At 71.7% G+C, this 20,998-nt stretch carries 22 protein-coding genes and 1 pseudogene; 10 read left to right on the forward strand and 13 right to left on the reverse strand.

Going from position 1 to position 20,998, the window contains the following annotated elements; translation table 11 throughout:
• Positions 1–17: 17 nt before the first annotated feature.
• Positions 18–413, reverse strand: coding sequence for a VOC family protein (locus AAFF41_RS06195; protein ID WP_054233807.1), 396 nt, complete (start codon positions 411–413; stop codon positions 18–20).
• Positions 414–784: 371 nt separating this feature from the next.
• Here AAFF41_RS06195 and AAFF41_RS06200 point away from each other — a divergent pair, with 371 nt between their 5' ends.
• The 4 genes from AAFF41_RS06200 (at position 785) to AAFF41_RS06215 (ending at position 2,857) form a co-directional block, all read left to right on the forward strand.
• Positions 785–1,531 (forward strand): phosphatase PAP2 family protein, encoded by a 747-nt coding sequence (locus tag AAFF41_RS06200; RefSeq protein WP_319753153.1) that lies wholly within the window; start codon positions 785–787, stop codon positions 1,529–1,531.
• Positions 1,485–1,772, forward strand: a complete 288-nt coding sequence (locus AAFF41_RS06205; RefSeq protein ID WP_343323621.1) for a hypothetical protein — start codon at positions 1,485–1,487, stop codon at positions 1,770–1,772. Before AAFF41_RS06200 ends, AAFF41_RS06205 begins: the two co-directional genes overlap by 47 nt.
• Before the next feature lie 21 nt (positions 1,773–1,793).
• The gene (locus AAFF41_RS06210; RefSeq protein ID WP_319753155.1) at positions 1,794–2,075 is read left to right on the forward strand and encodes a hypothetical protein; all 282 of its coding nucleotides are present in this window, start codon (positions 1,794–1,796) and stop codon (positions 2,073–2,075) included.
• 71 nt (positions 2,076–2,146) lie between these two features.
• Entirely contained in the window at positions 2,147–2,857 is a 711-nt protein-coding gene (locus AAFF41_RS06215) for a dienelactone hydrolase family protein (protein WP_319753156.1), read from the forward strand.
• Positions 2,858–2,912: 55 nt separating this feature from the next.
• On the opposite strand, the gene AAFF41_RS06220 is transcribed toward AAFF41_RS06215, so the two are convergent.
• The 5 genes from AAFF41_RS06220 to AAFF41_RS06240 form a co-directional block, all read right to left on the reverse strand.
• Positions 2,913–3,818: an aldo/keto reductase gene (locus tag AAFF41_RS06220; RefSeq protein WP_343323622.1), complete on the reverse strand. Its 906-nt coding sequence runs from the start codon at positions 3,816–3,818 to the stop codon at positions 2,913–2,915.
• 53 nt (positions 3,819–3,871) lie between these two features.
• Complete coding sequence (locus tag AAFF41_RS06225; protein ID WP_319753158.1) at positions 3,872–4,762, reverse strand: glycoside hydrolase family 19 protein; 891 nt, start codon at positions 4,760–4,762, stop codon at positions 3,872–3,874.
• A 256-nt stretch (positions 4,763–5,018) separates the two neighbouring features.
• Positions 5,019–6,377 (reverse strand): aldehyde dehydrogenase family protein, encoded by a 1,359-nt coding sequence (locus tag AAFF41_RS06230; protein ID WP_319753159.1) that lies wholly within the window; start codon positions 6,375–6,377, stop codon positions 5,019–5,021.
• A 100-nt stretch (positions 6,378–6,477) separates the two neighbouring features.
• Positions 6,478–7,695 (reverse strand): RNA polymerase sigma factor, encoded by a 1,218-nt coding sequence (locus AAFF41_RS06235; RefSeq protein ID WP_343323623.1) that lies wholly within the window; start codon positions 7,693–7,695, stop codon positions 6,478–6,480.
• Positions 7,692–8,048: a YciI family protein gene (locus AAFF41_RS06240; RefSeq protein ID WP_319753161.1), complete on the reverse strand. Its 357-nt coding sequence runs from the start codon at positions 8,046–8,048 to the stop codon at positions 7,692–7,694. Before AAFF41_RS06240 ends, AAFF41_RS06235 begins: the two co-directional genes overlap by 4 nt.
• A 115-nt stretch (positions 8,049–8,163) precedes the next feature.
• Here AAFF41_RS06240 and AAFF41_RS06245 point away from each other — a divergent pair, with 115 nt between their 5' ends.
• Entirely contained in the window at positions 8,164–9,246 is a 1,083-nt protein-coding gene (locus tag AAFF41_RS06245) for an acyl-CoA dehydrogenase family protein (protein ID WP_343323624.1), read from the forward strand.
• Here the strand turns inward: AAFF41_RS06245 and AAFF41_RS06250 are convergent.
• From AAFF41_RS06250 to AAFF41_RS51515, 5 genes are all read right to left on the reverse strand, one after another.
• Positions 9,236–10,378 (reverse strand): LLM class flavin-dependent oxidoreductase, encoded by a 1,143-nt coding sequence (locus AAFF41_RS06250; RefSeq protein ID WP_319753163.1) that lies wholly within the window; start codon positions 10,376–10,378, stop codon positions 9,236–9,238. The genes AAFF41_RS06245 and AAFF41_RS06250 overlap by 11 nt on opposite strands.
• A gap of 41 nt (positions 10,379–10,419) precedes the next feature.
• On the reverse strand, positions 10,420–11,604 hold the full coding sequence (locus tag AAFF41_RS06255) for an SfnB family sulfur acquisition oxidoreductase (RefSeq protein ID WP_343323625.1): 1,185 nt from the start codon (positions 11,602–11,604) through the stop codon (positions 10,420–10,422).
• Positions 11,605–11,608: 4 nt separating this feature from the next.
• A complete protein-coding gene (gene ssuE, locus AAFF41_RS06260; protein ID WP_319753165.1) occupies positions 11,609–12,163 on the reverse strand; it encodes an NADPH-dependent FMN reductase in 555 nt (184 codons plus the stop codon).
• 54 nt (positions 12,164–12,217) lie between these two features.
• Positions 12,218–13,480, reverse strand: a complete 1,263-nt coding sequence (sfnG, locus tag AAFF41_RS06265) for a dimethylsulfone monooxygenase SfnG (RefSeq protein ID WP_425526110.1) — start codon at positions 13,478–13,480, stop codon at positions 12,218–12,220.
• A gap of 156 nt (positions 13,481–13,636) precedes the next feature.
• On the reverse strand, positions 13,637–13,720 hold the full coding sequence (locus tag AAFF41_RS51515; RefSeq protein WP_351305882.1) for a putative leader peptide: 84 nt from the start codon (positions 13,718–13,720) through the stop codon (positions 13,637–13,639).
• Positions 13,721–13,877: 157 nt separating this feature from the next.
• On the opposite strand from AAFF41_RS51515, the gene AAFF41_RS06270 reads away from it, so the two are divergent.
• Positions 13,878–14,804 carry a LysR family transcriptional regulator gene (locus AAFF41_RS06270; RefSeq protein ID WP_319753167.1) on the forward strand — a complete coding sequence of 309 codons (927 nt, stop codon included), beginning with the start codon at positions 13,878–13,880 and terminating at the stop codon, positions 14,802–14,804.
• Positions 14,805–14,814: 10 nt separating this feature from the next.
• On the opposite strand, the gene AAFF41_RS06275 is transcribed toward AAFF41_RS06270, so the two are convergent.
• Positions 14,815–14,985: a hypothetical protein gene (locus AAFF41_RS06275; protein ID WP_159055310.1), complete on the reverse strand. Its 171-nt coding sequence runs from the start codon at positions 14,983–14,985 to the stop codon at positions 14,815–14,817.
• A gap of 183 nt (positions 14,986–15,168) precedes the next feature.
• On the opposite strand from AAFF41_RS06275, the gene AAFF41_RS06280 reads away from it, so the two are divergent.
• From AAFF41_RS06280 to AAFF41_RS06290, 3 genes and pseudogenes are all read left to right on the forward strand, one after another.
• A complete protein-coding gene (locus AAFF41_RS06280; protein ID WP_343323627.1) occupies positions 15,169–16,704 on the forward strand; it encodes an SDR family oxidoreductase in 1,536 nt (511 codons plus the stop codon).
• 118 nt (positions 16,705–16,822) lie between these two features.
• A pseudogene (locus tag AAFF41_RS06285) lies at positions 16,823–18,195 on the forward strand (cryptochrome/photolyase family protein).
• Between the two features lie 286 nt (positions 18,196–18,481).
• Positions 18,482–19,204 carry a DUF4142 domain-containing protein gene (locus AAFF41_RS06290; RefSeq protein WP_319753169.1) on the forward strand — a complete coding sequence of 241 codons (723 nt, stop codon included), beginning with the start codon at positions 18,482–18,484 and terminating at the stop codon, positions 19,202–19,204.
• 30 nt (positions 19,205–19,234) lie between these two features.
• On the opposite strand, the gene AAFF41_RS06295 is transcribed toward AAFF41_RS06290, so the two are convergent.
• Complete coding sequence (locus AAFF41_RS06295) at positions 19,235–20,266, reverse strand: MerR family transcriptional regulator (protein WP_319753170.1); 1,032 nt, start codon at positions 20,264–20,266, stop codon at positions 19,235–19,237.
• 132 nt (positions 20,267–20,398) lie between these two features.
• Between AAFF41_RS06295 and AAFF41_RS06300 the strand changes: the two genes are divergently transcribed.
• Positions 20,399–20,992 carry a sigma-70 family RNA polymerase sigma factor gene (locus AAFF41_RS06300; RefSeq protein ID WP_319753171.1) on the forward strand — a complete coding sequence of 198 codons (594 nt, stop codon included), beginning with the start codon at positions 20,399–20,401 and terminating at the stop codon, positions 20,990–20,992.
• Positions 20,993–20,998 lie beyond the last annotated feature (6 nt).

Here is a 20,998-nt window from a genome sequence, read left to right on the forward strand (position 1 = left end):
GAACAGATGGGTGGATGTCAGGCGGTGGCGGGCTGGAGCAGGTCCCAGCGGTTTCCGTACAGGTCCTGGAAGACGACGACCGAGCCGTACGGTTCGTGGCGCGGCTCTTCCAGGAAGGTGACGCCCGCCTCGCGCATGCGGGCGTGGTCGCGGGCGAAGTCGTCGGTGTGCAGGAAGAAGCCCACGCGCCCGCCGGTCTGGTCGCCGACCCGGCCGCGCTGCGCCTCGTCCTTGGCCCGGGCCAGCAGCAGTCCGCTGCCGCCGCCCTCCGTGCCCGGCTCGACGACGACCCAGCGGGAGCCGTCGGGCCGCGGCTGGTCCTCGACGAGCCGGAACCCGAGGGCTTCGGTGTAGAAGCGGATCGCCTCGTCGTAGTCGTCGACGACGAGGGTGACCAGCGCGATGCGTCGCATCGGGACCCCTTAGGTAGTTATACGTAACACGCTAGGGTACGGCATCCCACCGCATGCTCCCGCCGGCCCTGCCCATGCCGATTCGCCGGGTGCGGCGGGGTGCGGGACGCTGGGCCCACCCTCGGCCCCCGCCGCCCGTCGGCGTCCGGCAAGGCCGTGGCCCACGCAGGGCGTTCATCTTTCGTGGCCGCCGCGGGAACGATCTCGGCGCGCCAATCGTCTACAGTTCTGTAGACCGTCTACAGAATTGTAGTCACCGCGGACGCGGTCTTCCGACGCGCCCGCACGCCTTCATGGAAGGGGCCTCCGTCGATGTCCGCAGCCCTGCACACCGCGCCGCCGTACGCGGTCGATGTTCCCCGGGCCCAGTCATGAGACGTGCGGACGCATCGGACCTCGCGGGCTCGATCGCGGTCGGCAGCCTGGTCGCCTTCGTGCTGCTGACGCTGGTCGTGACCGGTCAGGACGGTGCCCCGCTCTTCGGCGACCAGGACCTCAACTCCTGGTCCGCGGACCACCGCCCGCCCGTGGCCCTGGCCGTGGCCCGCGGGCTGACCTACACGGGCACGGGCGTCCTGCCGTACCTGCTGGTCGCGCTGGCAGGTGTCGTCCTCGGTCGCACCGCACGGCAGCGAATCCTCTTCGCCCTCGGCTGCGTCGGCTGTCTCGCCGCCGCCCAGGCCGTTCGGTTCGGCGTCATGTCCCTGGTCGCCCGCCCCCGGCCCGCGACGGTGGAGTGGGCCACGCACGCCTCCGGCTGGTCCTTCCCCTCGGGCCACACCACCACATCCGCCATCACCGGCGGCCTGCTCGTCCTCGCGGTGCTCGCGCGGGCGCCCCGCGGCGGGCGCACCCTCGCGGCGCTCCTCGCATGCTGGGCCGTCCTGGTCGGACTCACCAGGGTCTATCTGGGCGTCCACTGGTTCTCCGACGTGCTCGGCGGCTGGCTGTTCGCCCTGTGCTGGCTGAGCCTCAGTGTCTACGCCCTTGCCCGCGTCGCCCCGCACACGTTCTCCGCCATATCGGCGCTCCGTCTCCGCCCCGGTCCCACGACGACGGAAGAGCGCCCCGATGACTCCCCACCGCACCGCGAAGTCCCCCCTCACTCGGCTCCGTGACCACCTCGGCTGGGCCGTCGGCGCGTCGTACCTCGCCGCCGCGGCCCTGCCGGCGCCGGGCCGGTGGTTGCGTCATCCGCACCTGATCGGGGCGGCCGGGTTACCGCACATCGCCTTCGAGACCCCGCGTTTCCTGCTGTCCCTGCTCAGGCGCCCCACCGCACTGCTGACCGGGCTCGTCCTCCATCTGGTCGCACCCCTGCTGATCATTCCGGGCGTCGCCTTCGCCCTGAGCCGGTGACCGTGCGCTGACCCGCCTCCGGTGCTGCTGGTGGCGGCGCTGGTCGTCGCCGCGCCTGTCTGCGGCCTGTCGTTCGCCCTGGGCGGGATCACGGCCCGCGCACTGCGCCTGGACGCTCCGCAGGGCGCCTCCGTGACACTGGCCTGCGGGATGAACAACAGCAGCGCGAGCGCGGTCCTCATCACGACGACCCTGCCCGACCGGCCGCACGTCCTGCTGCCGGTGCTGGCGTACAGCCTGCTGCAGAAGGTGGCCGCGGGGCGCGTCGTGCGGGCCGGGGGCAGACCGGGCGTCCGCGCATGACATCGTGGAGATCAACTCGGGGCCGGCCCCACCGGCTCCTGCCCAGCGCTGCCCCACAGGAGTTGAGTGCGATGTCCGAGCTGCCGAAGCCGACCGGAGCCCCCGCCCATCAGAACGTGACCTTCCCCAGCGCCGGGACCACGGCCCACGGCTATCTGGCGCTGCCGCCGTCCGGGCAGGGCCCCGGGGTGATCGTCATCCAGGAGTGGTGGGGTCTGACCGACCACATCGCGCAGGTGGCGGACCGGCTGGCCGCGGAGGGCTTCGTGGCCCTCGCGCCCGACCTGTACGGCGGCAATGTCGCCCATGACAGCGGCGAGGCCTTCCGGATGATGAAGGAGCTGCCGGTGTCGCGCGGCGTCGAGCTGCTCTCCGGTGCGGTCGATCACCTGCTCGGGCTGCCCGAGGTCACCTCGGACACGGTGGGCGCGGTCGGCTTCTGCATGGGCGGCGGCTTCGTCCTCCATCTGGCCGCGGCGGACCCCCGGGTCAGCGCGGCGGTGCCGTTCTACGGCGTGATCCAGGGTGAACTGCCCGACTTCTCCCGCCTGAAGGCGCAGATCCTAGGTCACTACGGCGAACTCGACACGAGCATCCCGAAGGAGAACCTGGAGCAGCTGAGGGAGGCGGTCCAGCAGCAGGCCGGCATCGCCGCGGACTTCCGTCTCTACCCGGCCGGCCACGCCTTCTTCAACGACGGCCGACCGGAGACGTACGACCGCGAGTCGGCCGCGCGGGCCTGGGAGAGCACGGTGCCCTTCCTGCACGAGCAACTGGGCTGAGCAGGTCACCCGGGGTGGCCCGACGAGGACCGCCCCCGGTGGCGGGGCCCGTCGGTCACTCGCCCGGCCGATGGAGTGCGTCGAGGCGGGCCATCTCGTCGTCGGTGAGCCTGAGCGCGCCGGCGGCGACGTTCTCGACGAGATGGTCCGGGCTGCCGGTGCCGGGGATGGCGAGCACGTGCGGGCCCTGCCGCAGGGTCCACGCGAGATGTACCTGCGCGGGCGTCGCGCCGTGCGTACGCGCGACGGCGAGCACCTCGTCACCGTCGCTGCCGCTCGGGCCCTGCGCGCCGCCCTTGCCCGCGATCGCGAAGTACGGCACGAACGCGACGCCCTGTTCCCCGCACGTGCGCAGGAGTTCGTCGGTCTCGGCGTTCGGGAAGTCGAGCCCGTACTGGTTCTGCACGCTCACCACCGGCGCGATGGCCTGCGCCTCCTCGAGGTGCCGGAGTCCGATGCTCGACATGCCGAGGTGCCGGATCAGCCCCGCCTCGCGCAGCTCGGCCAGCGCGCCGAAGTGCTCGGCGATCGAGTCCTGCCCCGTCCTCCGCAGATACACGAGGTCGAGGTGGTCGCGGCCCAACTGCCGCAGGTTCTCCTCGACATGGGCACGCAGCTGGTCCGGCCGGGCCGGGGTGCCCCACTCCCCCGAGTAGTCGCGGAACGGCCCGACCTTGGTGGCGATGACCAGGTCGTCAGGGTACGGGGCCAGCGCGCTGTTGATCAGCTCGTTCGCGGAGCGCAGCGACGAGAAGTAGAACGCGGCGGTGTCGATGTGGTCGACGCCCAGCTCGATCGCGCGGCGCAGCACGGCGATCGACCGGTCGCGGTCACTGGGCGTGCCGAGGTGGAAGGCCGCGCTGCCCGTCAGCCGCATCGCGCCGAAGCCGATGCGACGGACGGGGAGATCTCCGAGTGTCCAGCTGCCCGAAGCTGCAGCAGTGATCGTTTCCGAGGTCATCGCGGCAGTTTCGCACACCTTTTCCGGGCCCGGCGGCTGCCGTCGACGGCCGATCAGCAGTAGAGGTTGCCGCCGGCCGAGGTCCCGAGGATCTGCACGAAGCGCTGATAGGCGTCCACCCTGCTCTGCACCTGTGCCGGGTTCTTGCCGTCGCACTCCAGGGAGCCGTTGATGCTGCGGATGGTCTGACCGAATCCCGCGCCGTTGACCATGGCGTTGTGGCCCGTCATGCTGCCGGGACCCGTCTGCGTGTTCCAGTACCACAGGCCTGTCTTCCAGGCCACGGCGGCGTCGTTCTGCACCAGGTAGGGGTTGTTGAGGAGGTCGATGCCGAGCGCGTCGCCCGCGGCCTTGTAGTTGAAGTTCCAGCTGAGCTGGATCGGGCCGCGGCCGTAGTAGGCCGACTGTCCGGCCGGACAGCCGTAGGGCTGGCTCCAGTCGCAGTAGTGTGGGTAGTTGGCGGTGTTCTGCTCCACCACGTAGACCAGACCGCCGGTCTCGTGGCTGACGTTGGCGAGGAAGGCCGCGGCCTCCTGCTTCTTCACGGTGTCGCTGCCGGTGGTGGCGAACGCCGGATAGGCGCTCATCGCCGCCCGCAGTCCGCTGTAGGTGTAGAAGGAACTCCGGTTCGGGAACATCTGGTTGAACTGCGCCTCGCTCACCACGAAGCCGTCGGAGGGGGGTGTGGAACCTCCGTCGCAGGCGTAGGGGTCCCAGTACCAGGTGCTGATGGTGGGGTCGTAGCCCGGGTTGTCGTGCTCGGCGATGTAGGTCTTCCCGTCGGTGTAGCGGACCACGTCACCGGTGACGTACGACCTCCCGGCCACCCAGCTCGGATAGCTCGAACAGGCGGCGGCGGAGGCGCCGGCGGCCGGTAGCAGCACCGGGGTGGCGGACGCGAGGGCGAGGGCGATCAGGACTGCGGAGATGCGGCGCCTCGACACAGGTCAACTCCTTTGCGGGACACGGCCGCTCCCGGACAAGGGCAGCGCGGAGCGGAGCCTTGTGCGCACGTGCCGGCGGGGCCGGCCACGGCGTCGGGGGCGGCCGTGGTGGGGGGTGTGGAGCCACACTCAACCGCTTTGGTATGTACCAGTCAAGGGTGTAGACCAGTCAGATCTGACAACGTTGGCAGAGAGTTCCGCACAACGGTGCCCCGGTGGGTTCTCGAGGATCCACCGGGGCACCATCGGGGCCAACTCAGCCCAGCGGCTTCTCCAGCACCGCCTTGCGGTGGCTGAACGTCTCGATGGAGTAGCGGCCGTGGTAGCGGCCCATGCCGCTCTCGCCGACCCCGCCGAACGGCAGGTCGGAGACGGTCAGATGGGCGAGGGGCAGACCGAGGCCGAGGCCTCCGGAGGACGTCTCCTCGGCGATCCGCTCCCGGGTGGTGTCCGACTCGGTGAAGACGTAGAGGGCCAGGGGCTTGTCGCGGTCGTTGATGAAGTCGATGGCCTCGTCCAGCCCCGTCACCGTGACGATCGGCAGGATCGGTCCGAAGATCTCCTCCTGCATCACGGGGGCTTTGGGGTCGACGTCGGCGAGGACGGTGGGCGCGAGGTACTTGGTGGCCCGGTCTCCGGTACCTCCGATGACGGTGCGCCCGGAGTCGAGCAGCGAGCCGAGCCGGTCGAAGTGCCGCTCGTTGACGATCCGTCCGTACTCGCCCGACCGCTGCGGATCGGCACCGAACAGGGCCTCGACGGCGCGGGCGAGCTCGGGCTCCAGCGCGCGGGCGGTCTCCGGGTCGGTGAGGACGTAGTCCGGCGCGACGCAGGTCTGACCGGCGTTGAGGAACTTGCCGCGGGCGAGGCGGTCGGCGACGACGGACAGGTCGGCGTCACGGTCGACGAACGCCGGGGACTTGCCGCCCAGTTCGAGGGCGACGGGGGTGAGGTGCTCGGCGGCGGCCCGCATCACGATCCGGCCGACCGCGCCGTTGCCGGTGTAGAAGATGTGGTCGAAGCGCTCCGCCAGCAGCGCGGTGGTCTCCGGGACGGCGCCCTCGACGACGGCGACCGCGTCGGTGTCGAGGTAGCGCGGCAGCAGGCGGGCGAGGGCGACGGAGGTGGCGGGGGCGAGCTCGCTGGGCTTGACGACGACCGCGTTGCCCGCGGCCAGCGCGCCGAGCATCGGCGTCAGCAGGAGCTGCACCGGATAGTTCCAGGGGGCGATGACCAGCACGACACCCAGCGGGTCGTACCGCGTCCAGGCCGTCGCGTCGCCGCCGAGGTGGGCGGGGACCGGGGCGGACTCGGGGCGCAGCCACGCGTCGAGGTGGTCGAGGGTGTGGTCGATCTCGCGCACGGTGAAGTCGATCTCGGTGCGGAAGGCCTCGGTGGAGCTCTTGCCGAGGTCCGCGTGGAGGGCCTCCGCGAGCTCGGCGCCGTGCGTGGTGAGCAGTTCGCGCAGTCTGCGCAGCTGGGTGGTGCGCCACGCGAGGGGCTTGGTGCGGCCGGAGCGGAAGGTGGCGCGCAGCCGGGCCACGATGTCGGCGGGCTGCTCGGGGGTGCGGTCGTTCACGGTGCCTCGCTGATCGGTGCGGACCTGGCGGCCCACGGGCGGTCGTCGTGAGCCGTAGGGCTCGGTGTAAACGCCAACCTTTCATGTGTCCAAATAAATTCCGGGTACATGGAGAATACGTTCCGCGATCACGCCGTCACGGACGGGGGTCGCGGTGCGGGCTCGGCGGGAGTGCCGCGCGGGCCCGTTCGAGGTAGGCGCGCTCCGGTGCGCTGCCGGTCAGCGCGATGGCCGCCTCGTACGCCCGTACGGCCTCGGTGTGGCGGCCGAGGCGGCGCAGCAGGTCCGCCCGTACGGCGTGGAAGGCGTGGTAGCCGTCCAGGTCGAGCGCGTCCACGAGGGCGAGCGCCTGCTCCGGGCCCTCGACCTCGGCGACGGCGACGGCCCGGTTGAGGGCGACCACCGGGCTCGGGGCGAGCGCGGCCAGCTGGTCGTAGAGCTGGAGGATCTGGCCCCAGTCCGTGGCGGCCGCGGTCGGGGCGTCGCTGTGTACGGCGTTGATCGCGGCCTGGATCTGGTACGGTCCCGGCCGGTCGCGGCGCAGACAGCTCCGTACGAGGGTCTGCCCCTCGGTGATGAGATCGCGGTCCCACCGCGAGCGGTCCTGGTCGGAGAGGAGGATCAGGTCGCCGTCCGGTGTGGCGCGGGCGGACCGGCGCGACTCGATGAGGAGTATCAGCGCGAGCAGGCCGAGCGCCTCGGGCTCGTCCGGCATCAGCTCGACGAGGAGTCGGCCGAGCCGGACGGCTTCGGTGCAGAGGTCCTCCCTGCCCCCGTAGCCCTCGTTGAAGATGAGGTAGACGACCGCGAGCACCCCCCTGACGCGGTCCGGGAGGTCCGCGTCGCGCGGGATGCGGTACGGGATGCGGGCGTCGCGGATCTTGGCCTTGGCCCTGACCAGGCGCTGGGCCATGGTGGGTTCGGGCACGAGGAAGGCGCGGGCGATCTGCGGCGTGGTCAGACCGCCGAGAAGGCGCAGGGTGAGGGCGACCTGGGCCTGGGTGGCGAGCGCGGGATGGCAGCAGGTGAAGATCAGGCGGAGCCGGTCGTCGCGCACGGGGCCCTCCTCGGCCGGTTCGTCCCGGGCGTACAGCCGCTCGGCCTCGGCATGCCGGGCCTCGCGCGTGGACTCGCGGCGCAGCCGGTCGACGGCGCGGTTGCGCGCGGTGGTGATGATCCATCCGGCCGGGCTGGGCGGTATGCCCGACTCCGGCCACTTCGCCAGGGCGGTGGTGAAGGCGTCCTGGACCGCTTCCTCGGCGAGGTCGATGTCACCGAGGAAGCGGACGAGGACGGCGACCGCGCGGCCGTATTCGGCGCGGAACACGGCCTCGGTGTCGGCGTTCGGGGTCATCCGTCCTCGGCTTCGCCCATGAAGGGCCGCACCTCGATCGGGAGCGTGGTCGCCAGCGTCGCCTTGCGGCCCCATTCCAGCGCCGCGTCGAGGTCGGGTGCCTTGATCAGGCAGATCCCGCCCAGGTACTCCTTGCTCTCGGTGTACGGGCCGTCGGTGACGAGCACCTCGCCCTCCTTGGCACGCACCACGGTGGCCGTCTCCGGTCCGTGCAGTCCCCCGGCGAACACCCACGCACCGGCCTCACGCAGCTCCGCGTGGAAGACGTCGAGATTGTGCATGATCTCTTTCAGGATCTCGGGCGCGGGCGGTTCACCGGGCGGCTGCATCACGCTCAGCAGGTAGTACTTCATATGTGCTCCTCGGCCGTGTCGTTCTCGGCTCGTTCTCGGGTGGTCTTTCACTGACTACACGAACCGGAGGCGGCCGGATCGACACACGACACGACGACAGCGGGAGATTTTTTCGATGACCACCCCACCGCATCCGCTCGTCGCGGCGGCCGGACGGCTGGCGGCCGAGGTACTGGCCCCACGGGCGGAACGCGTGGACCAGGAGGGCGTGCCGGCGAGCAGCATCGAGGCGGTCAAGCGGTCGGGACTGCTCGGGGTGAGCGCGCCGGTGGCCTACGGCGGGTCGGCCGCGCCCGCCGCGGTGGTCCGGGAGACCGCTGAGATCCTGGCCGGGGCGTGCTGCTCGACCTGGTTCGTGCAGACCCAGCACCACACTCCGGTGCTGACCCTGGCGAAGGGTGAACTCGCCGTGCGGGAACGGTTGTTGGGTCCGCTGGCGAGCGGAGAGCTGCTGTCCGGGGTCGCGTACGCACAGCTGCGGGCCTACCCGCGGGTCCCCGTTCGGGTCATCCGTGAGCGTGGCGGCTGGCGCTTCGACGGGACGGTCCCCTGGTACACGGGCTGGGGACTGAACGACGTGATGCTGCTCGCCGGAGTGACGGACGCGGACGAGGCGCTGTTCGCGTTCACCGAGGCGCGCGAGCAGCCCGGCCTGCGCCCTTCGCCGCCGATGCGGCTGGCGGCGCTCACCGCCTCGCGCACGGTGTCCCTGGAGCTGGACGGGCTGTGGCTCCCGGACGACGCCGTGGCCCTGCGCACGCCGTACGAGGCCTGGGCGGTCACCGATCGCCCCAAGAACACCAACGCCTCACCGGCCGTCTTCGGGATCACCGCCTCGGCGCTCGACCTGCTGGACGGCGATCCCGCGGCGAAGGAGACGGAGCAGGTGCTGCGCGCCCGCCTCGACGAGGTCCGACGGCACGCGTACGAACTCGCCGACCACCCGGTGCCCACCGAGCGGATCGAGGAGCGGCTGGCGGTCAAGACGCGGGCGTACGACGTCATGCGCGCGGCCACGACCGCGGCGGTCGTGGCCGGTGGCGGGCGCGCGATGGACCTGGGCAGCCCGTCGCAACGGCTGGCACGCGAGGGGATGTTCCTGCTGGTGCAGGGGCAGACCGCCCAGGTGCGCGCCGCCCACCTCGGTGCGCTCGGCTCGCTCGGTTCGCCCGGTTCGTTCGGTTCGCTCAGCTCGTGAAGGGCACCTGTGCGGCGGGGGTGGACGTAGGTGCGAACGGGTGCTGCCACAGGCCCTGTGCGGCCAGGCGCGGCAGGACGCCTTCGCCGAACCAGTACGCCTCCTCCAGATGCGGATAGCCGGAGAGGACGAACTCGTCGATGCCCAGGGCGTGGTACTCCTTGATCCGCTCGGCGACCTCGTCGTGGCTGCCGACCAGGGCGGTGCCCGCGCCGCCGCGGACGAGGCCGATGCCGGCCCACAGGTTGGGGTGGATCTCCAGGTCCTCGCGGTTGCCGCCGTGGAGGGCGAGCATGCGCCGCTGCCCCTCCGACTCGCTGCGGGCCAGGCCCGCCTGGACGGACTTCACGGTGTCCGGATCGAAGCCGTCCAGGAGCTTGTGGGCCTCGGTCCAGGCCTGTTCGGCGGTGTCGCGCGTGATGACGTGCAGCCGGATGCCGAAGCGGACGGTGCGCCCTTCCTTCGCCGCCAGCCCCCGTACCCAGGCGATCTTCTCGGCGGCCTGGGCAGGCGGTTCGCCCCAGGTGAGGTAGACGTCGACGTGGCGGGCGGCGATCTCGCCGGCGATGGGTGAGGAGCCGCCGAAGTAGACCTCGGGGACCGGGTCGGGGACCCGGGCCAGCCTGGCGTCCTCGACCTGGAGGTGTTCGCCGGACAGGTCGACGGTCTTGCCCTCCCACAGGTCCCGCACGATCTGCAGGAATTCGCCGGTACGGCGGTAGCGGGCGTCCTTGTCGAGGAAGTCGCCGTAGGCACGCTGTTCGTGGCTCTCGCCGCCCGTGACCACGTTGAGGAGCAGCCGGCCGCCGGTCTGCCGCTGGAAGGTGGAGGCCATCTGCGCGGCGAGCGTGGGTGAGACGAAGCCGGGCCGGAAGGCGACCAGGAACTTCAGCCGTTCGGTGTGCTGGCTGACCATCGCGGTGGTCAGCCAGGCATCCTCGCACCAGGCTCCGGTGGGGGTGAGCACGCCGACGAAGCCCAGGTCCTCGGCGGCGCGGGCGATCTGGCTCAGATAGGCGACGGTCGGCGGCCGGTTCCGGCCGAAGGCCGTGGCGGGGGTGCCGTGACCGCCGCCGACGACATGGCGGCTGTCGCCGTTGGTGGGCAGGAACCAGTGGAAGGTGAGGGACACGGGGTCGTTCTCCGATCGTGGGGGCCGATGAGCGAGTGGGGTCACAGCAGGCCGTGGCGGGGTGGCTTGGTGCCCCCCAGCACGTATCGGCCGATGTGCTGGATCTTCCAGCGGGCCGGGTCGTGCAGGGTGTGGGTGCGGGCGTCGCGCCAATGCCGGTGCAGATTGAGCGAGTTGAGGGCGGAACGGGTGCCGGACAGCTCGAAGAGGGCGCCCGCCACCTCCACGGCGGTGGCGGAGGTGTGCACCTTCGCGGCGGCCACCGCGATGGACGCCTCGGCCGCCGAGTCCTCGGTCAGCTCGTCGACGGCAGCGTCCACCGTGCGGGCCGCGGCACCGAGCAGCGCCTCGGACGCCCGTACCTGGACGGCGAGTTCACCGAACCGCTGGATGAGGAGCGGGTCCTCGGCCGCCGTGTCGAAGCCGCTCTCGAACCAGGGCCGGCTCTTCGTGCGGACGAACTCGGCGGCCTCGGCCAGTGCCCCCGCGGCGATCCCGGCGTCGATGGCGGCATGCAGCAACTGGGCGACCGCTCCGTGGAGTTGCGGGCCTCGGAAGGTGAGGTGATGGGGGACGAGACGGTCGGCGGGCACGTGGACGGCGTCGAGGCGGACGGTTCCGCTGGCCGTCGTACGCTGGCCCATGCCGTCCCAGTCGTCGACGACCGTGACCCCGTCGGCGCCGCGCGGGACGTAGGCGACGTGCAGGTTGTCGTCGGCGGTGCGGGCGAGGACGGGGATCCAGTCGGCGAAGAGCGCGCCGGTGGAGTAGTGCTTGACGCCGGTGAGGACGTACGAGCCGTCAGACCCGGGGTCGAGGCGGGTGCGGATGTCCTGGACGTGACGGGTGCCCGCCTCCGACTGGGCGTTGCCGAAGCGACGCCCCGCCAGGACCTCGTCGAAGAAGAACGTCTGCTGCTCCGGGGTGCCCTGGCGGCGCAGCACGTTCACGTACACGAAGTGGTTCTGCGGGATCTGGGCGAGGCTGGCGTCGGCCGAGGCCAGCAGCCGGAAGACCTCCGCGAGGGTCTCCTGCCGTACGTCCGCCCCGCCGTGCTCGACGGGCACGGTGACGGCGAGCAGTCCGGAGGCGGAGAGGCGGTCCAACTCCTCGCGCGGGAGCCGCCGTTCGGAGTCCCGCGCCGAGGCACCGGCGCGGAGCTCCTCGGCGAGCGCGGCGGCGACGGTCAGGGCCTCGACGTCGTCGGCGATCACTTTGGCGGGCATCGCCTCAGCCCGCCGCGGCCAGCAGGGGCGCGCTGTCGAGGGCCGCCGCGAACTGGTCGACCACCTGCGCGAGGGCCTCGGCCGTGGCCGGGGCGACGGTGATGCCGCCGTCCTCGCCCGTGGTGATGTCCTTGTCGAGAGTGAACCAGCCCTGGACGATGTGCGCGGCGCCCATGGAGTTGAGGACCGGGCGCAGGGCGTAGTCGAGGGCGAGGACATGCGCGGTGCTGCCGCCGGTGACGAGCGGCAGCACGGTCTTCCCGGTGAGGGCGTACTGCGGGAGCAGGTCGAGCAGCGCCTTGAGGACGCCGGAGTAGGCGGCCTTGTAGACGGGGGTGCCGATGACCACGCCGTCGGCGCGGGCGAAGAGTGCGGTCGCCTCGACGATGGCGGGGTGCTTGAAGTCGGCGCCGAGCAGGGCCTCGGCGGGGATCGTGCGGACGTCGAGCGGGATCACCTCATGTCCCTGCGCGGCCAGCCGGGCGTCCAGATGGCGCAGGAGTTTCGCGGTGCGGGAAGAGACGGACGGACTGCCGGAGACGGACAGGACGGTGGCCATGGGGTCCTCTTTCGGAAGCGGAAGCGGAGGGGGGAAGCGGAGGGGGGAACGGATTCAGACGTGCGCGGAGACGGACTCGGGTTCGGACTCGGACTCGGACTCGGACTCGGTCGCGGTCTCGGTCCGGGTCCCTGTGTCCGGCAGTCGCGCTTCCAGTTCGCGCACCAGGGGCAGCACCCGGCGGCCGAAGTACTCCACCTCCTCGTGGTAGTGGAGGAAGCCGAGGAGGAAGAGGTCGACGCCGAGCCGCTTGTAGGCGACGATCCGTTCGGCGATCCGCTCGGGCGTGCCGATCAGGCCCGTACGGAAGCCGTCGTTGTACTGGACGAGGTCCTCGAAACTGGAGTCCTGCCACATGCCCTTGCCGTCGGCGGTGGACCGTCCGGCCTGCTTCACGGCGGCGCCGAAGCCCTCGACGGCCTCGTGGTCGGCCTGAGCGACGATCTCGCGCAGGGTCTCGCGGGCCTCGGCCTCGGTGTCACGGGCGATGAGGAAGCCGTTGAGGCCGAACTTCGGTGCCCTGCGCCCCACTTCGGCCGCGGACTTCCGGACGTCCGCGATCTGCTCGACCACCCCGTCGAAGTCCTTGCCGTTGGAGAAGTACCAGTCGGAGACCCGGCCCGCCATGGCGCGGGCCGCGGTGGAGTTGCCGCCCTGGAAGATCTCCGGGTGCGGGCGTTCGGGGGTGTTGAGGGGCTTGGGCTTGAGCGAGAAGTCACGCAACCGGTAGAAGTCCCCGGCGAGTTCGGTGTGGTCCTCGGTCCAGATCTGGCGCAGGGCGCGGATGAACTCCTCGGAGCGGCGGATGGGGGTACCCCCTGTTCGAGCGAAGCCGAGAACTTGGGGGAGTTCGTCGTGCTCCAGCCAGGGTTCACCGAGGGCGGTGAACTCGCCCTTGAACCAGCCGCTGACGACGTTGACCGCGAAGCGGCCGTTCGACACGTGGTCGGCGGTGGCGCCGAGTTTGGCGAGGACGCCCGGGTGCCACAGGCCCGGGTGGACGGCGGCGATGACCTTCAGACGCTGGGTGGCGAGCAACAGGGCGAGGCTGAAGCTGGTCGACTCGTGCTGGAACTCGGCGCCGTAGCTGGCCATGTAACGGACCTGGCTGAGCGCGTAGTCGAAGCCGTTGTTCTCGGCGAGGACGGCCAGTTCGCGGTTGTAGTCGTAACCCCAGTCGGTACGCTGCTCGATCCTGCTGGTGACCAGGCCGCCACTGACGTTGGGAACCCAGTACGCGAATTTCACGGGATTCACGGGATTCACGGGATTCACGGGATTCAGGGGGCTCAAGGGATTCACGGGCGCTGCGGACATGCGGAACTCCTGTTGCGGATTTCGAATACGCCGAATTCAGAGGGTGCGTTCAGGACGGCGCACGGGATCGCGGAATTCAGGCGGTGCTGTGAGAACGCCGCACACGGCTGTCCGACGACAGCGGTGGGGCCGATGGGGTGCGGCGGATCCGGGGACTCAGGCCGCGGTGCAACAGGAGGCGCTGGAGACGCGCGCGAGGTCGACATGGCGTCGCCGCGTGAGGTCCAGTCGCATCATCATGCCGTCGATCGTGGCAGTCGGCCGCGAGGGCAGTCAAGGAAAACCCGACCGGTCTCGTATCGCGGACCACCGAATTTCACGAACGTGTGACAGGGAAACCCTTGAACGGGCCGGGAAACCCTTGAACGGGCCGGGAAACGGACCGCATTCTGCTGGCGTGCGGACAGAGCAACTGGAATACATCGCGGCGGTCACCCGGCTCGGCTCACTGCGCCGGGCCGCCGAGGAACTCCGTCTCTCCCAGCCGGCGTTGAGCGAGACCGTGCGGAACCTGGAGCGCGAACTCGGCGTCGATCTGCTGGAGCGCAAGCGGTCCGGCGCGCGGATGAGCGCCGAGGGACGGGAGCTGCTGCCCCACATCATCAACGTGCTGGACGCGGTGGACCGGCTGCGCGGCGCGGCCGGCGAGCAGCACCGGATCAGCCGGATGGTCCGCGTCGGCACGGTGAACGCGGCGACGGTGCCCCTGCTCATCCCGACGGTCAGGGAATTCCGCGCGGCGCATCCGCTGACGCAGGTGGAGGTGGTCGGCGCCCAGCAGACGGAGATCCACCGGACCCTGTCGGAGGGCGGCCTCGACCTGGGCCTGGTGAACCATCTCGACGGCGACGACCTGCCCGCCGACTTCGAGACCACCGAACTGCTGCGCGGCCGACCGGTGGTGTGCCTGCGCCCGGACAGTCCGCTCGCCGCACTCGACGCGGTGTCGGCGGCCGACCTGCTGGACGGACGCGAGGCGCTGATCGCGATGCGCTCCGGGTACGTCATGCACCGCTATCTCCACCGGCTCCTGGAGGGCCGCGGCCCGGCCCTCTCGTACACGACCGACGGCGCCGAGATGGGCAAGCTCATGGTCGCCGAGGGGCTGGGCGCGACGGTCCTGCCCGATTTCAGTGTGATCGGGGATCCCCTCGAGCGGTGCGGCGCGATCACCCACCGGCCGCTCACGGACGACACGACACGGGTCCTGCTGATGCTGCGGCGCCGCCGGGCGGAGTCGGTGCCGCGTGCCGCCCACGACCTGCACGAGGCGTTCGTGCGCAGGGCGGCGGAGCTCGGCGGCCGGCTGTCGGGTCGGCCCTGACCGGGGGCGTTCAGTCCTCGTCGCCGACCGGCACCACCACGAGGAAGGCGTCCGACTTCAGGTCCATCACCACCGTCGCGGGCTGCCCCTCGGTGCGGCGCCGGGCCGCGTACTCCTCCGCCGTCCAGGATCCGCGCGGGCCTCCCGCCGGAAACCGCTCCAACACCTTCGTGCCCATCACGGCAGACACCTCCAGCTGTGACCTCAAACTCTCGTGTCCTCCCGCTTGCCCGCGATTCCCCCGGACATGTCCGTAAGGACTCCGCCGGACAGGTCCTGGGTGCATCCGACCGCCGTGTTCGCGTGGAAGAGATGAGAGAGGGAACACGGAAAGCGGGTGGCCCGGAGAACGACGGAGGAACCCATGAGCGACGACGATCCCCGCCCCGGCCCGCGCTGTCTGGTGACCGGTGCCACCGGCTACATCGGCGGCCGGCTGGTGCCCGAGCTGCTGGAGGCGGGGCTCCGCGTGCGGTGTCTCGCCCGCTCGCCCGCCAAGCTGCGTGACTACCCGTGGGCGGGCGACGCGGAGGTGGTGCGCGGCGACGTCACGGACGCCGGCTCGGTCGCCGAGGCGCTGCGCGGCATCGACGTCGCGTACTACCTGGTGCACGCCCTGGGCACGGGCCACGACTTCGAGGAGACCGACCGGAAGGCGGCCCGGATCTTCGGCGAGCAGGCCCGCGCCGCCGGGGTGAGCAGGATCGTCTACCTGGGCGGCCTGACCCCGGCGGGGGTCCCCGAGGAACGCCTCTCGCCGCACCTCAGGTCGCGCGCCGAGGTCGGCCGCATCCTGCTGGAGTCGGGCGTGCCGACCACGGTCCTGCGCGCGGCCGTGATCATCGGTTCCGGCTCGGCCTCCTTCGAGATGCTCCGCTACCTCGCCGAACGCCTCCCGGTCATGGTCACGCCCCGCTGGGTGCGCACCCGGATCCAGCCGATCGGCGTACGGGACGTGCTGCGCACCCTGGTCGGCAGCGCGCGGATGCCCGCCGAGGTCAACCGCGCCTTCGACATCGGCGGTCCCGAGGTCCTGACCTATCTGGAGATGATGCAGCGGTACGCCGCCGTCGCCGGGCTGCCCCGCAGGCTGATCCTGCCCGTGCCGGTGCTCACTCCCGGGCTCTCCAGCCACTGGGTCGGCCTGGTCACCCCGGTACCCGCGTCCATCGCGCGCCCGCTCACCGAATCGCTGCGCCACGAGGTCGTCTGCCACGAACACGACATCGTCCGGTACGTCCCCGATCCGCCGGGGCGTCCGATCGGCTTCGACGAGGCGGTGTCGCTGGCCCTGCAACGGGTGCGGGACGCCCAGGTCACCACCCGGTGGTCGTCGGCCTCCGTGCCCGGCGCGCCCAGTGATCCCCTCCCCACCGACCCCGACTGGGCGGGCGGCAGCCTCTACACCGATCAACGCGAACAGGTGGTGGACGCGCCGCCCGGGGCGCTGTGGCGGGTGATCGAGGGCATCGGGGGTGAGAACGGCTGGTACTCCTTCCCGCCCGCCTGGGCGCTGCGCGGCCGGCTGGACCGGCTGGTGGGCGGCGTGGGCCTGCGGCGCGGACGGCGCGACGCCGCCCGGCTGCGCGTGGGCGACTCGCTCGACTTCTGGCGCGTCGAGGAGATCGAGCCGGGCCGTCTGCTGCGGCTGCGCGCAGAAATGCGACTGCCGGGCCTCGCGTGGCTGGAGATGTACGCCGAGCCCGGCGCCGAGGGCCGGTCCTCCCGCTACCGGCAACGGGCCCTGTTCCATCCGCACGGCCTGCTGGGACACGCCTACTGGTGGACCATCTCGCCCTTCCACGCCGTCGTGTTCGGCGGCATGGCCCGCAACATCGCCAGGGCGGCCGAGGCCGACATACCGTCCGGGGCACGGCGGGCCGCCGTGCCGTCCCTCTGAGTCCCGCATCCTCTCGCCGATGCCCGCATCCGCGAGGCACCGCGGGCCCGAAGCAGTCATGGCAGCGCTCGTCGCCGCCCCGTCACAGCACCGCCTGCCCCTGTCCCGGAGTCACCCCATGAACGTCTCGGTCGTCCTGTTCACCTCGGACCTGCGCCTGCACGACCATCCGGCGCTGCGCGCGGCGCGGGACGGCTCGACCGCGCTGGTGCCTCTGTTCGTACGGGACGACGCCGTCGCCGAAGCGGGGTTCACCGCGCCCAACCGCATGGCGTTCCTGGCGGACTGTCTGGCGGACCTGAACGGCGCACTGCGGGCGCGCGGCGGCCGCCTCGTGGTGCGCTCCGGCGATGTCGTCGCACAGGTGTGCCAGGTGGTCGCCGAGGCGGACGCCGACGAGGTGCACATGGCGGCGGGAGTCAGTGGCTACGCCCGCCGCCGCGAGGAGCGGCTGCGCGCGGCCCTGGAGGGCGAGGGGTGCCGGCTGCACGTTCACGACACCGTGATCACCGCGCTCGCGCCCGGCGCCGTCACTCCGTCCACCTCGGACCACTTCGCCGTGTTCACACCGTACTTCCGGCGCTGGTCGCAGGAGCCTCTGCGGGACCCGGTCGCCGCGCCCCGGGCGATCCGGGTGCCGGACGGCGTCGGCTCGGAGGCAATCCCCTCCCGCACGGGCCTGTCCGGGCTGTCGGAGGGGCTGGCGCGCGGCGGCGAGTCGGAAGGCAGGAAGCGGCTCACGGCCTGGCTGCGCGCGGACATCGCCTCGTACGAGGACGGCCACGACGACCTGTCGGGCGACGCCACCTCCCGGCTCTCCCCCATCTGCACTTCGGCACCCTCTCCCCGGTCGAACTCGTCCACCGGGCGCGCGCGGCGGGCGGCCCGGGCGCCGAGGCGTTCGTACGACAACTGGCCTGGCGTGACTTCCATCACCAGGTGCTCGCCGCGCGCCCCGACGCGGCCGTCGCCGACTACCGCACCAAACGCGACCGTTGGCGGTCGGAAAGAGCGGCGCACGAGGACATCAAGGCGTGGAAGAAGGGACGCACCGGCTATCCGGTCGTCGACGCGGCGATGCGCCAACTGCGCCACGAGGGCTGGATGCACAACCGGGCACGGCTGCTGGCCGCCAGCTTCCTCACCAAGACGCTGTACGTGGACTGGCGGATCGGAGCCCGGCACTTCCTGGACCTGCTGGTGGACGGCGATGTCGCCAACAACCAGCTCAACTGGCAGTGGATGGCCGGAACGGGCACGGACTCGCGTCCGGGCCGCGTCCTCAATCCGGTGACGCAGGCCAAGCGGTACGACCCGGACGGGGAGTACGTCCGGCGCTGGGTGCCGGAGCTGGCGGGGCTCGCGGGCGGCGCCGTGCACGAGCCCTGGAAACTCCGGGGCCAGGAGCGCGCCGCGTACGACTACCCGGACCCCGTCGTCGAACTCTCCGACGGGCTGGCCCGGTTCAGGGCCGCTCGGGAACGTGGCTGAGCGGCATCACGGTGGAGCGGCTGAGCGGCATCGCGGCATCGCGGCATCGCGGCATCGCGGCATCGCGGCATCGCGGCATCGCGGCATCGCGGCAGATGAGACGGTGGCTCAGCGGTTCGCGACGGTGCACATGGCGGCACGGATTTTACTTTCCCTAGAGATTTATCCGGCCCGCGCAGCCGTACTGGTGAACGTCCGACACACCCGTACCGGATCCACGCACCGGATCCACCGAGCGGCCCACCGGAGCGTCACACTCCGGGCCGCCGCCCCGCCAGGAGGCTCAATGCGCATTGCACGAACCGCAGGAACCGTCTTCGTGGCAGGTGCGTTGGTCATGACTCTCGCCGCGCTCGCGTATCCCAGCATGCTCGGACTGCAGACCACGGCCGCTGATCAGAGCCGCGTCATCGCCAATACCTCGACGGGCCCGGTGACCGAGGCCGACCGCGACTTCGTCGTCAAGGTGCGGGCGGCCGGGCTGTGGGAGTACCCCGTGGGGATGCTGGGTCTGCAGAAGGGCACCACCCCGGCGGTCAGGACCGCCGGTGACCACCTGGTCAGGGGCCATGCCGCGCTGGACGAGACCGACCGCAAGGTCGCCGCCGCACTCGGCATCACCATCCCCAACAAGCCGTCTCCTCAGCAGCAGGGCTTCGTGTCGACGCTTACCGGAGAAACCGGCAAGCAGTTCGACACCGACTTCGCCAACATCCTGCGGATGACCCACGGTTCGATCTTCAACACCGTCGCCAAGATCCGGTCCACCACCAAGAACTCGCTGGTCCGCCAGCTGGCCGACCAGGCCAACGTCACGGTGCTTGACCACATCACGGTGATGGAAAAGACCGGGCTGGTCAACTTCGACCAGACGCTGTTCCAGCAGACCACCCCGCCGAAGCTGCCCGCCTCCGATCTCACGCCGCCCGCGCCCGCGCCGGGTGAGCCGACCGCCGTCCTCACCCCGCCCGCCGGCGGCTCCCCCTCGCCCACCGGGACGGTCGGCTGAGCCGTAGCCGGCCCGACGGCGCACGGGCGATCAGCCCCGGGTGACCGGGACGGGCCGGTCGTACAGGGCCGAGAGGGTCCCGAGGGCGTCCCGGAGCCCGGGCGGGCGGAGCATCCCACGCACCGGGCGGCCCGCCCAGCCCGGCCCGCCGAGCAGCACGGCCGGATGACCGCGGGCCCCCTTGACTCCCCACCGGGTGTCCGCGACATGCCGGGCCAAGGGCAGGTCGGCCGTCGAACGGGTCTGGGCCCACAGCAGTACGGCTTTCGGGCCCAGCCGTCGTACGGCGGCGGTCAGCGCCTCCGTCGGAACCGCCGCGCCGAACATCCGGGTGGGCAGGCCGAGTTCGACGAGCCCCGCGTGCAGCGCCTCCAGCGCCAGGCTGTGCTGTTCGCCCGGGACGCACGCCAGCACCACCGGCCCCGCGGCGGCGGCCGGGCTTCCCACGGGCCCGACCGACGCGGTGGCGCGGTGCAGGGCACGTGAGATGTGCCAGGACAGCAGGTGTTCCACCTCCACATAACGGTCGCCGGAGGACTCCCACTTGCGTCCGACCGCGTGCAAGGTCGGCACCATCACCTCGTCCCAGGCGAGGACCACGCCGTAGCGCGCCACGAGGGAGGCCAGTTGGTCGCCCACGGTCGGTGCGTCGAGACGGACCGCGGCGCGCGCGAGACCCCTGCACTCCTGGCGGACGTCACCGAGCGGGAGCGCGCCGGCCGCCTGCGAACGATGCCCGCCCGGCCGGTCGCCTCCCCCGGGCAGCTCCGGGCCGGGCCGGTTCCGCCCGACGCCCTCCTGGGCGGTCCTGGCCGCCTCGGCGGGCGGTACCCCGGCCGAGGTCAGCCGGCACATCTCCTCGAGCATGGCCACGTCCTGCGGCGTCCAGCGGCGGTGCCGTCCGTCGGTACGGACCGTGGGCCCCACCCCGTACCTCCGGTCCCAGGAACGCAGGGTCGTGGGCGACACCCCGAGGCGGCGGGCCAGGGACCCCGTCGTGACGCCCGCTTCGACGGGCCGCGCGGCCGCCTCCCGCCCCTGTGCCGGTTGGTTCTCGCCCATGCGGCGACTATACGACGCACAAACGATGCGAGTTGTCCGTCATGTGCCTCGGTTCACACGATGGGGATCACCGGGCGCGTCGCGGGAAGCGCACGGTGACCGGGAGCCCGCCCGAACCGAGGAGCCGTGGCCATGACCGTGGATTCCATCACCGAGCAGTGCGTCGACGGGCGGTGGGAGGCGCTCTCCGACACGGATCTGGCCCAGGGCCTGGTGGACGGCGACGAGGAGTGTCTGGCCGCCGCCTACCACCGCTGGGGAACGCTGGTGCACACACTGGCGGGACGTTCGCTGGGAGACGCCCGGGAGGCCGAGGACGTCACCCAGCAGGTGTTCCTGGCCGCCTGGCAGGGCCGGCGGGGTTATCGCCCCGAGCGCGGCGCGTTCGCGGGCTGGCTCGTCGGCATCACCCGCCGCAAGATCGCCGACGCGCTGTCCGCGCGGACCCGCCGTACCGATCTGGTCGCCGCCGCCGGAGCCCTCCTCGGCCCGGTCGACGACACCCAGGCCCGCCCGGAGACCGTGCTCGACCGCGTCCTCCTGCGCGGCGAGCTCGCCAGACTTCCCGCGCCCCAGCGCCGGGTGCTGCACCTCGCGTTCTACGAGGACCTGACCCAGCCCCAGATCGCGCAGCGCACCGGCTGGCCACTGGGCACCGTCAAGAGCCACTCCCGGCGCGGACTGCACCAGCTGCGCCGGGGGCTGCGCGCGCAGGCCGTCGGCTGAACTCCT

Source organism: Streptomyces mirabilis, from assembly GCF_039503195.1.
GTDB lineage: Bacteria > Actinomycetota > Actinomycetes > Streptomycetales > Streptomycetaceae > Streptomyces > Streptomyces mirabilis_D.

What these genes read in the sequence shown, in the direction of transcription:
- AAFF41_RS06195 (WP_054233807.1), bottom strand. Translation starts at nt 413, where the DNA reads ATGCGACGCATCGCGCTGGTCACCCTCGTCGTCGACGACTACGACGAG.
- AAFF41_RS06200 (WP_319753153.1), top strand. Translation starts at nt 785, where the DNA reads ATGAGACGTGCGGACGCATCGGACCTCGCGGGCTCGATCGCGGTCGGC.
- AAFF41_RS06205 (WP_343323621.1), top strand. Translation starts at nt 1,485, where the DNA reads ATGACTCCCCACCGCACCGCGAAGTCCCCCCTCACTCGGCTCCGTGAC.
- AAFF41_RS06215 (WP_319753156.1), top strand. Translation starts at nt 2,147, where the DNA reads ATGTCCGAGCTGCCGAAGCCGACCGGAGCCCCCGCCCATCAGAACGTG.
- AAFF41_RS06220 (WP_343323622.1), bottom strand. Translation starts at nt 3,818, where the DNA reads ATGACCTCGGAAACGATCACTGCTGCAGCTTCGGGCAGCTGGACACTC.
- AAFF41_RS06235 (WP_343323623.1), bottom strand. Translation starts at nt 7,695, where the DNA reads ATGACCCCGAACGCCGACACCGAGGCCGTGTTCCGCGCCGAATACGGC.
- AAFF41_RS06240 (WP_319753161.1), bottom strand. Translation starts at nt 8,048, where the DNA reads ATGAAGTACTACCTGCTGAGCGTGATGCAGCCGCCCGGTGAACCGCCC.
- AAFF41_RS06245 (WP_343323624.1), top strand. Translation starts at nt 8,164, where the DNA reads ATGACCACCCCACCGCATCCGCTCGTCGCGGCGGCCGGACGGCTGGCG.
- AAFF41_RS06255 (WP_343323625.1), bottom strand. Translation starts at nt 11,604, where the DNA reads ATGCCCGCCAAAGTGATCGCCGACGACGTCGAGGCCCTGACCGTCGCC.
- ssuE (WP_319753165.1), bottom strand. Translation starts at nt 12,163, where the DNA reads ATGGCCACCGTCCTGTCCGTCTCCGGCAGTCCGTCCGTCTCTTCCCGC.
- sfnG (WP_425526110.1), bottom strand. Translation starts at nt 13,480, where the DNA reads ATGTCCGCAGCGCCCGTGAATCCCTTGAGCCCCCTGAATCCCGTGAAT.
- AAFF41_RS51515 (WP_351305882.1), bottom strand. Translation starts at nt 13,720, where the DNA reads ATGATGATGCGACTGGACCTCACGCGGCGACGCCATGTCGACCTCGCG.
- AAFF41_RS06280 (WP_343323627.1), top strand. Translation starts at nt 15,169, where the DNA reads ATGAGCGACGACGATCCCCGCCCCGGCCCGCGCTGTCTGGTGACCGGT.
- AAFF41_RS06290 (WP_319753169.1), top strand. Translation starts at nt 18,482, where the DNA reads ATGCGCATTGCACGAACCGCAGGAACCGTCTTCGTGGCAGGTGCGTTG.
- AAFF41_RS06295 (WP_319753170.1), bottom strand. Translation starts at nt 20,266, where the DNA reads ATGGGCGAGAACCAACCGGCACAGGGGCGGGAGGCGGCCGCGCGGCCC.
- AAFF41_RS06300 (WP_319753171.1), top strand. Translation starts at nt 20,399, where the DNA reads ATGACCGTGGATTCCATCACCGAGCAGTGCGTCGACGGGCGGTGGGAG.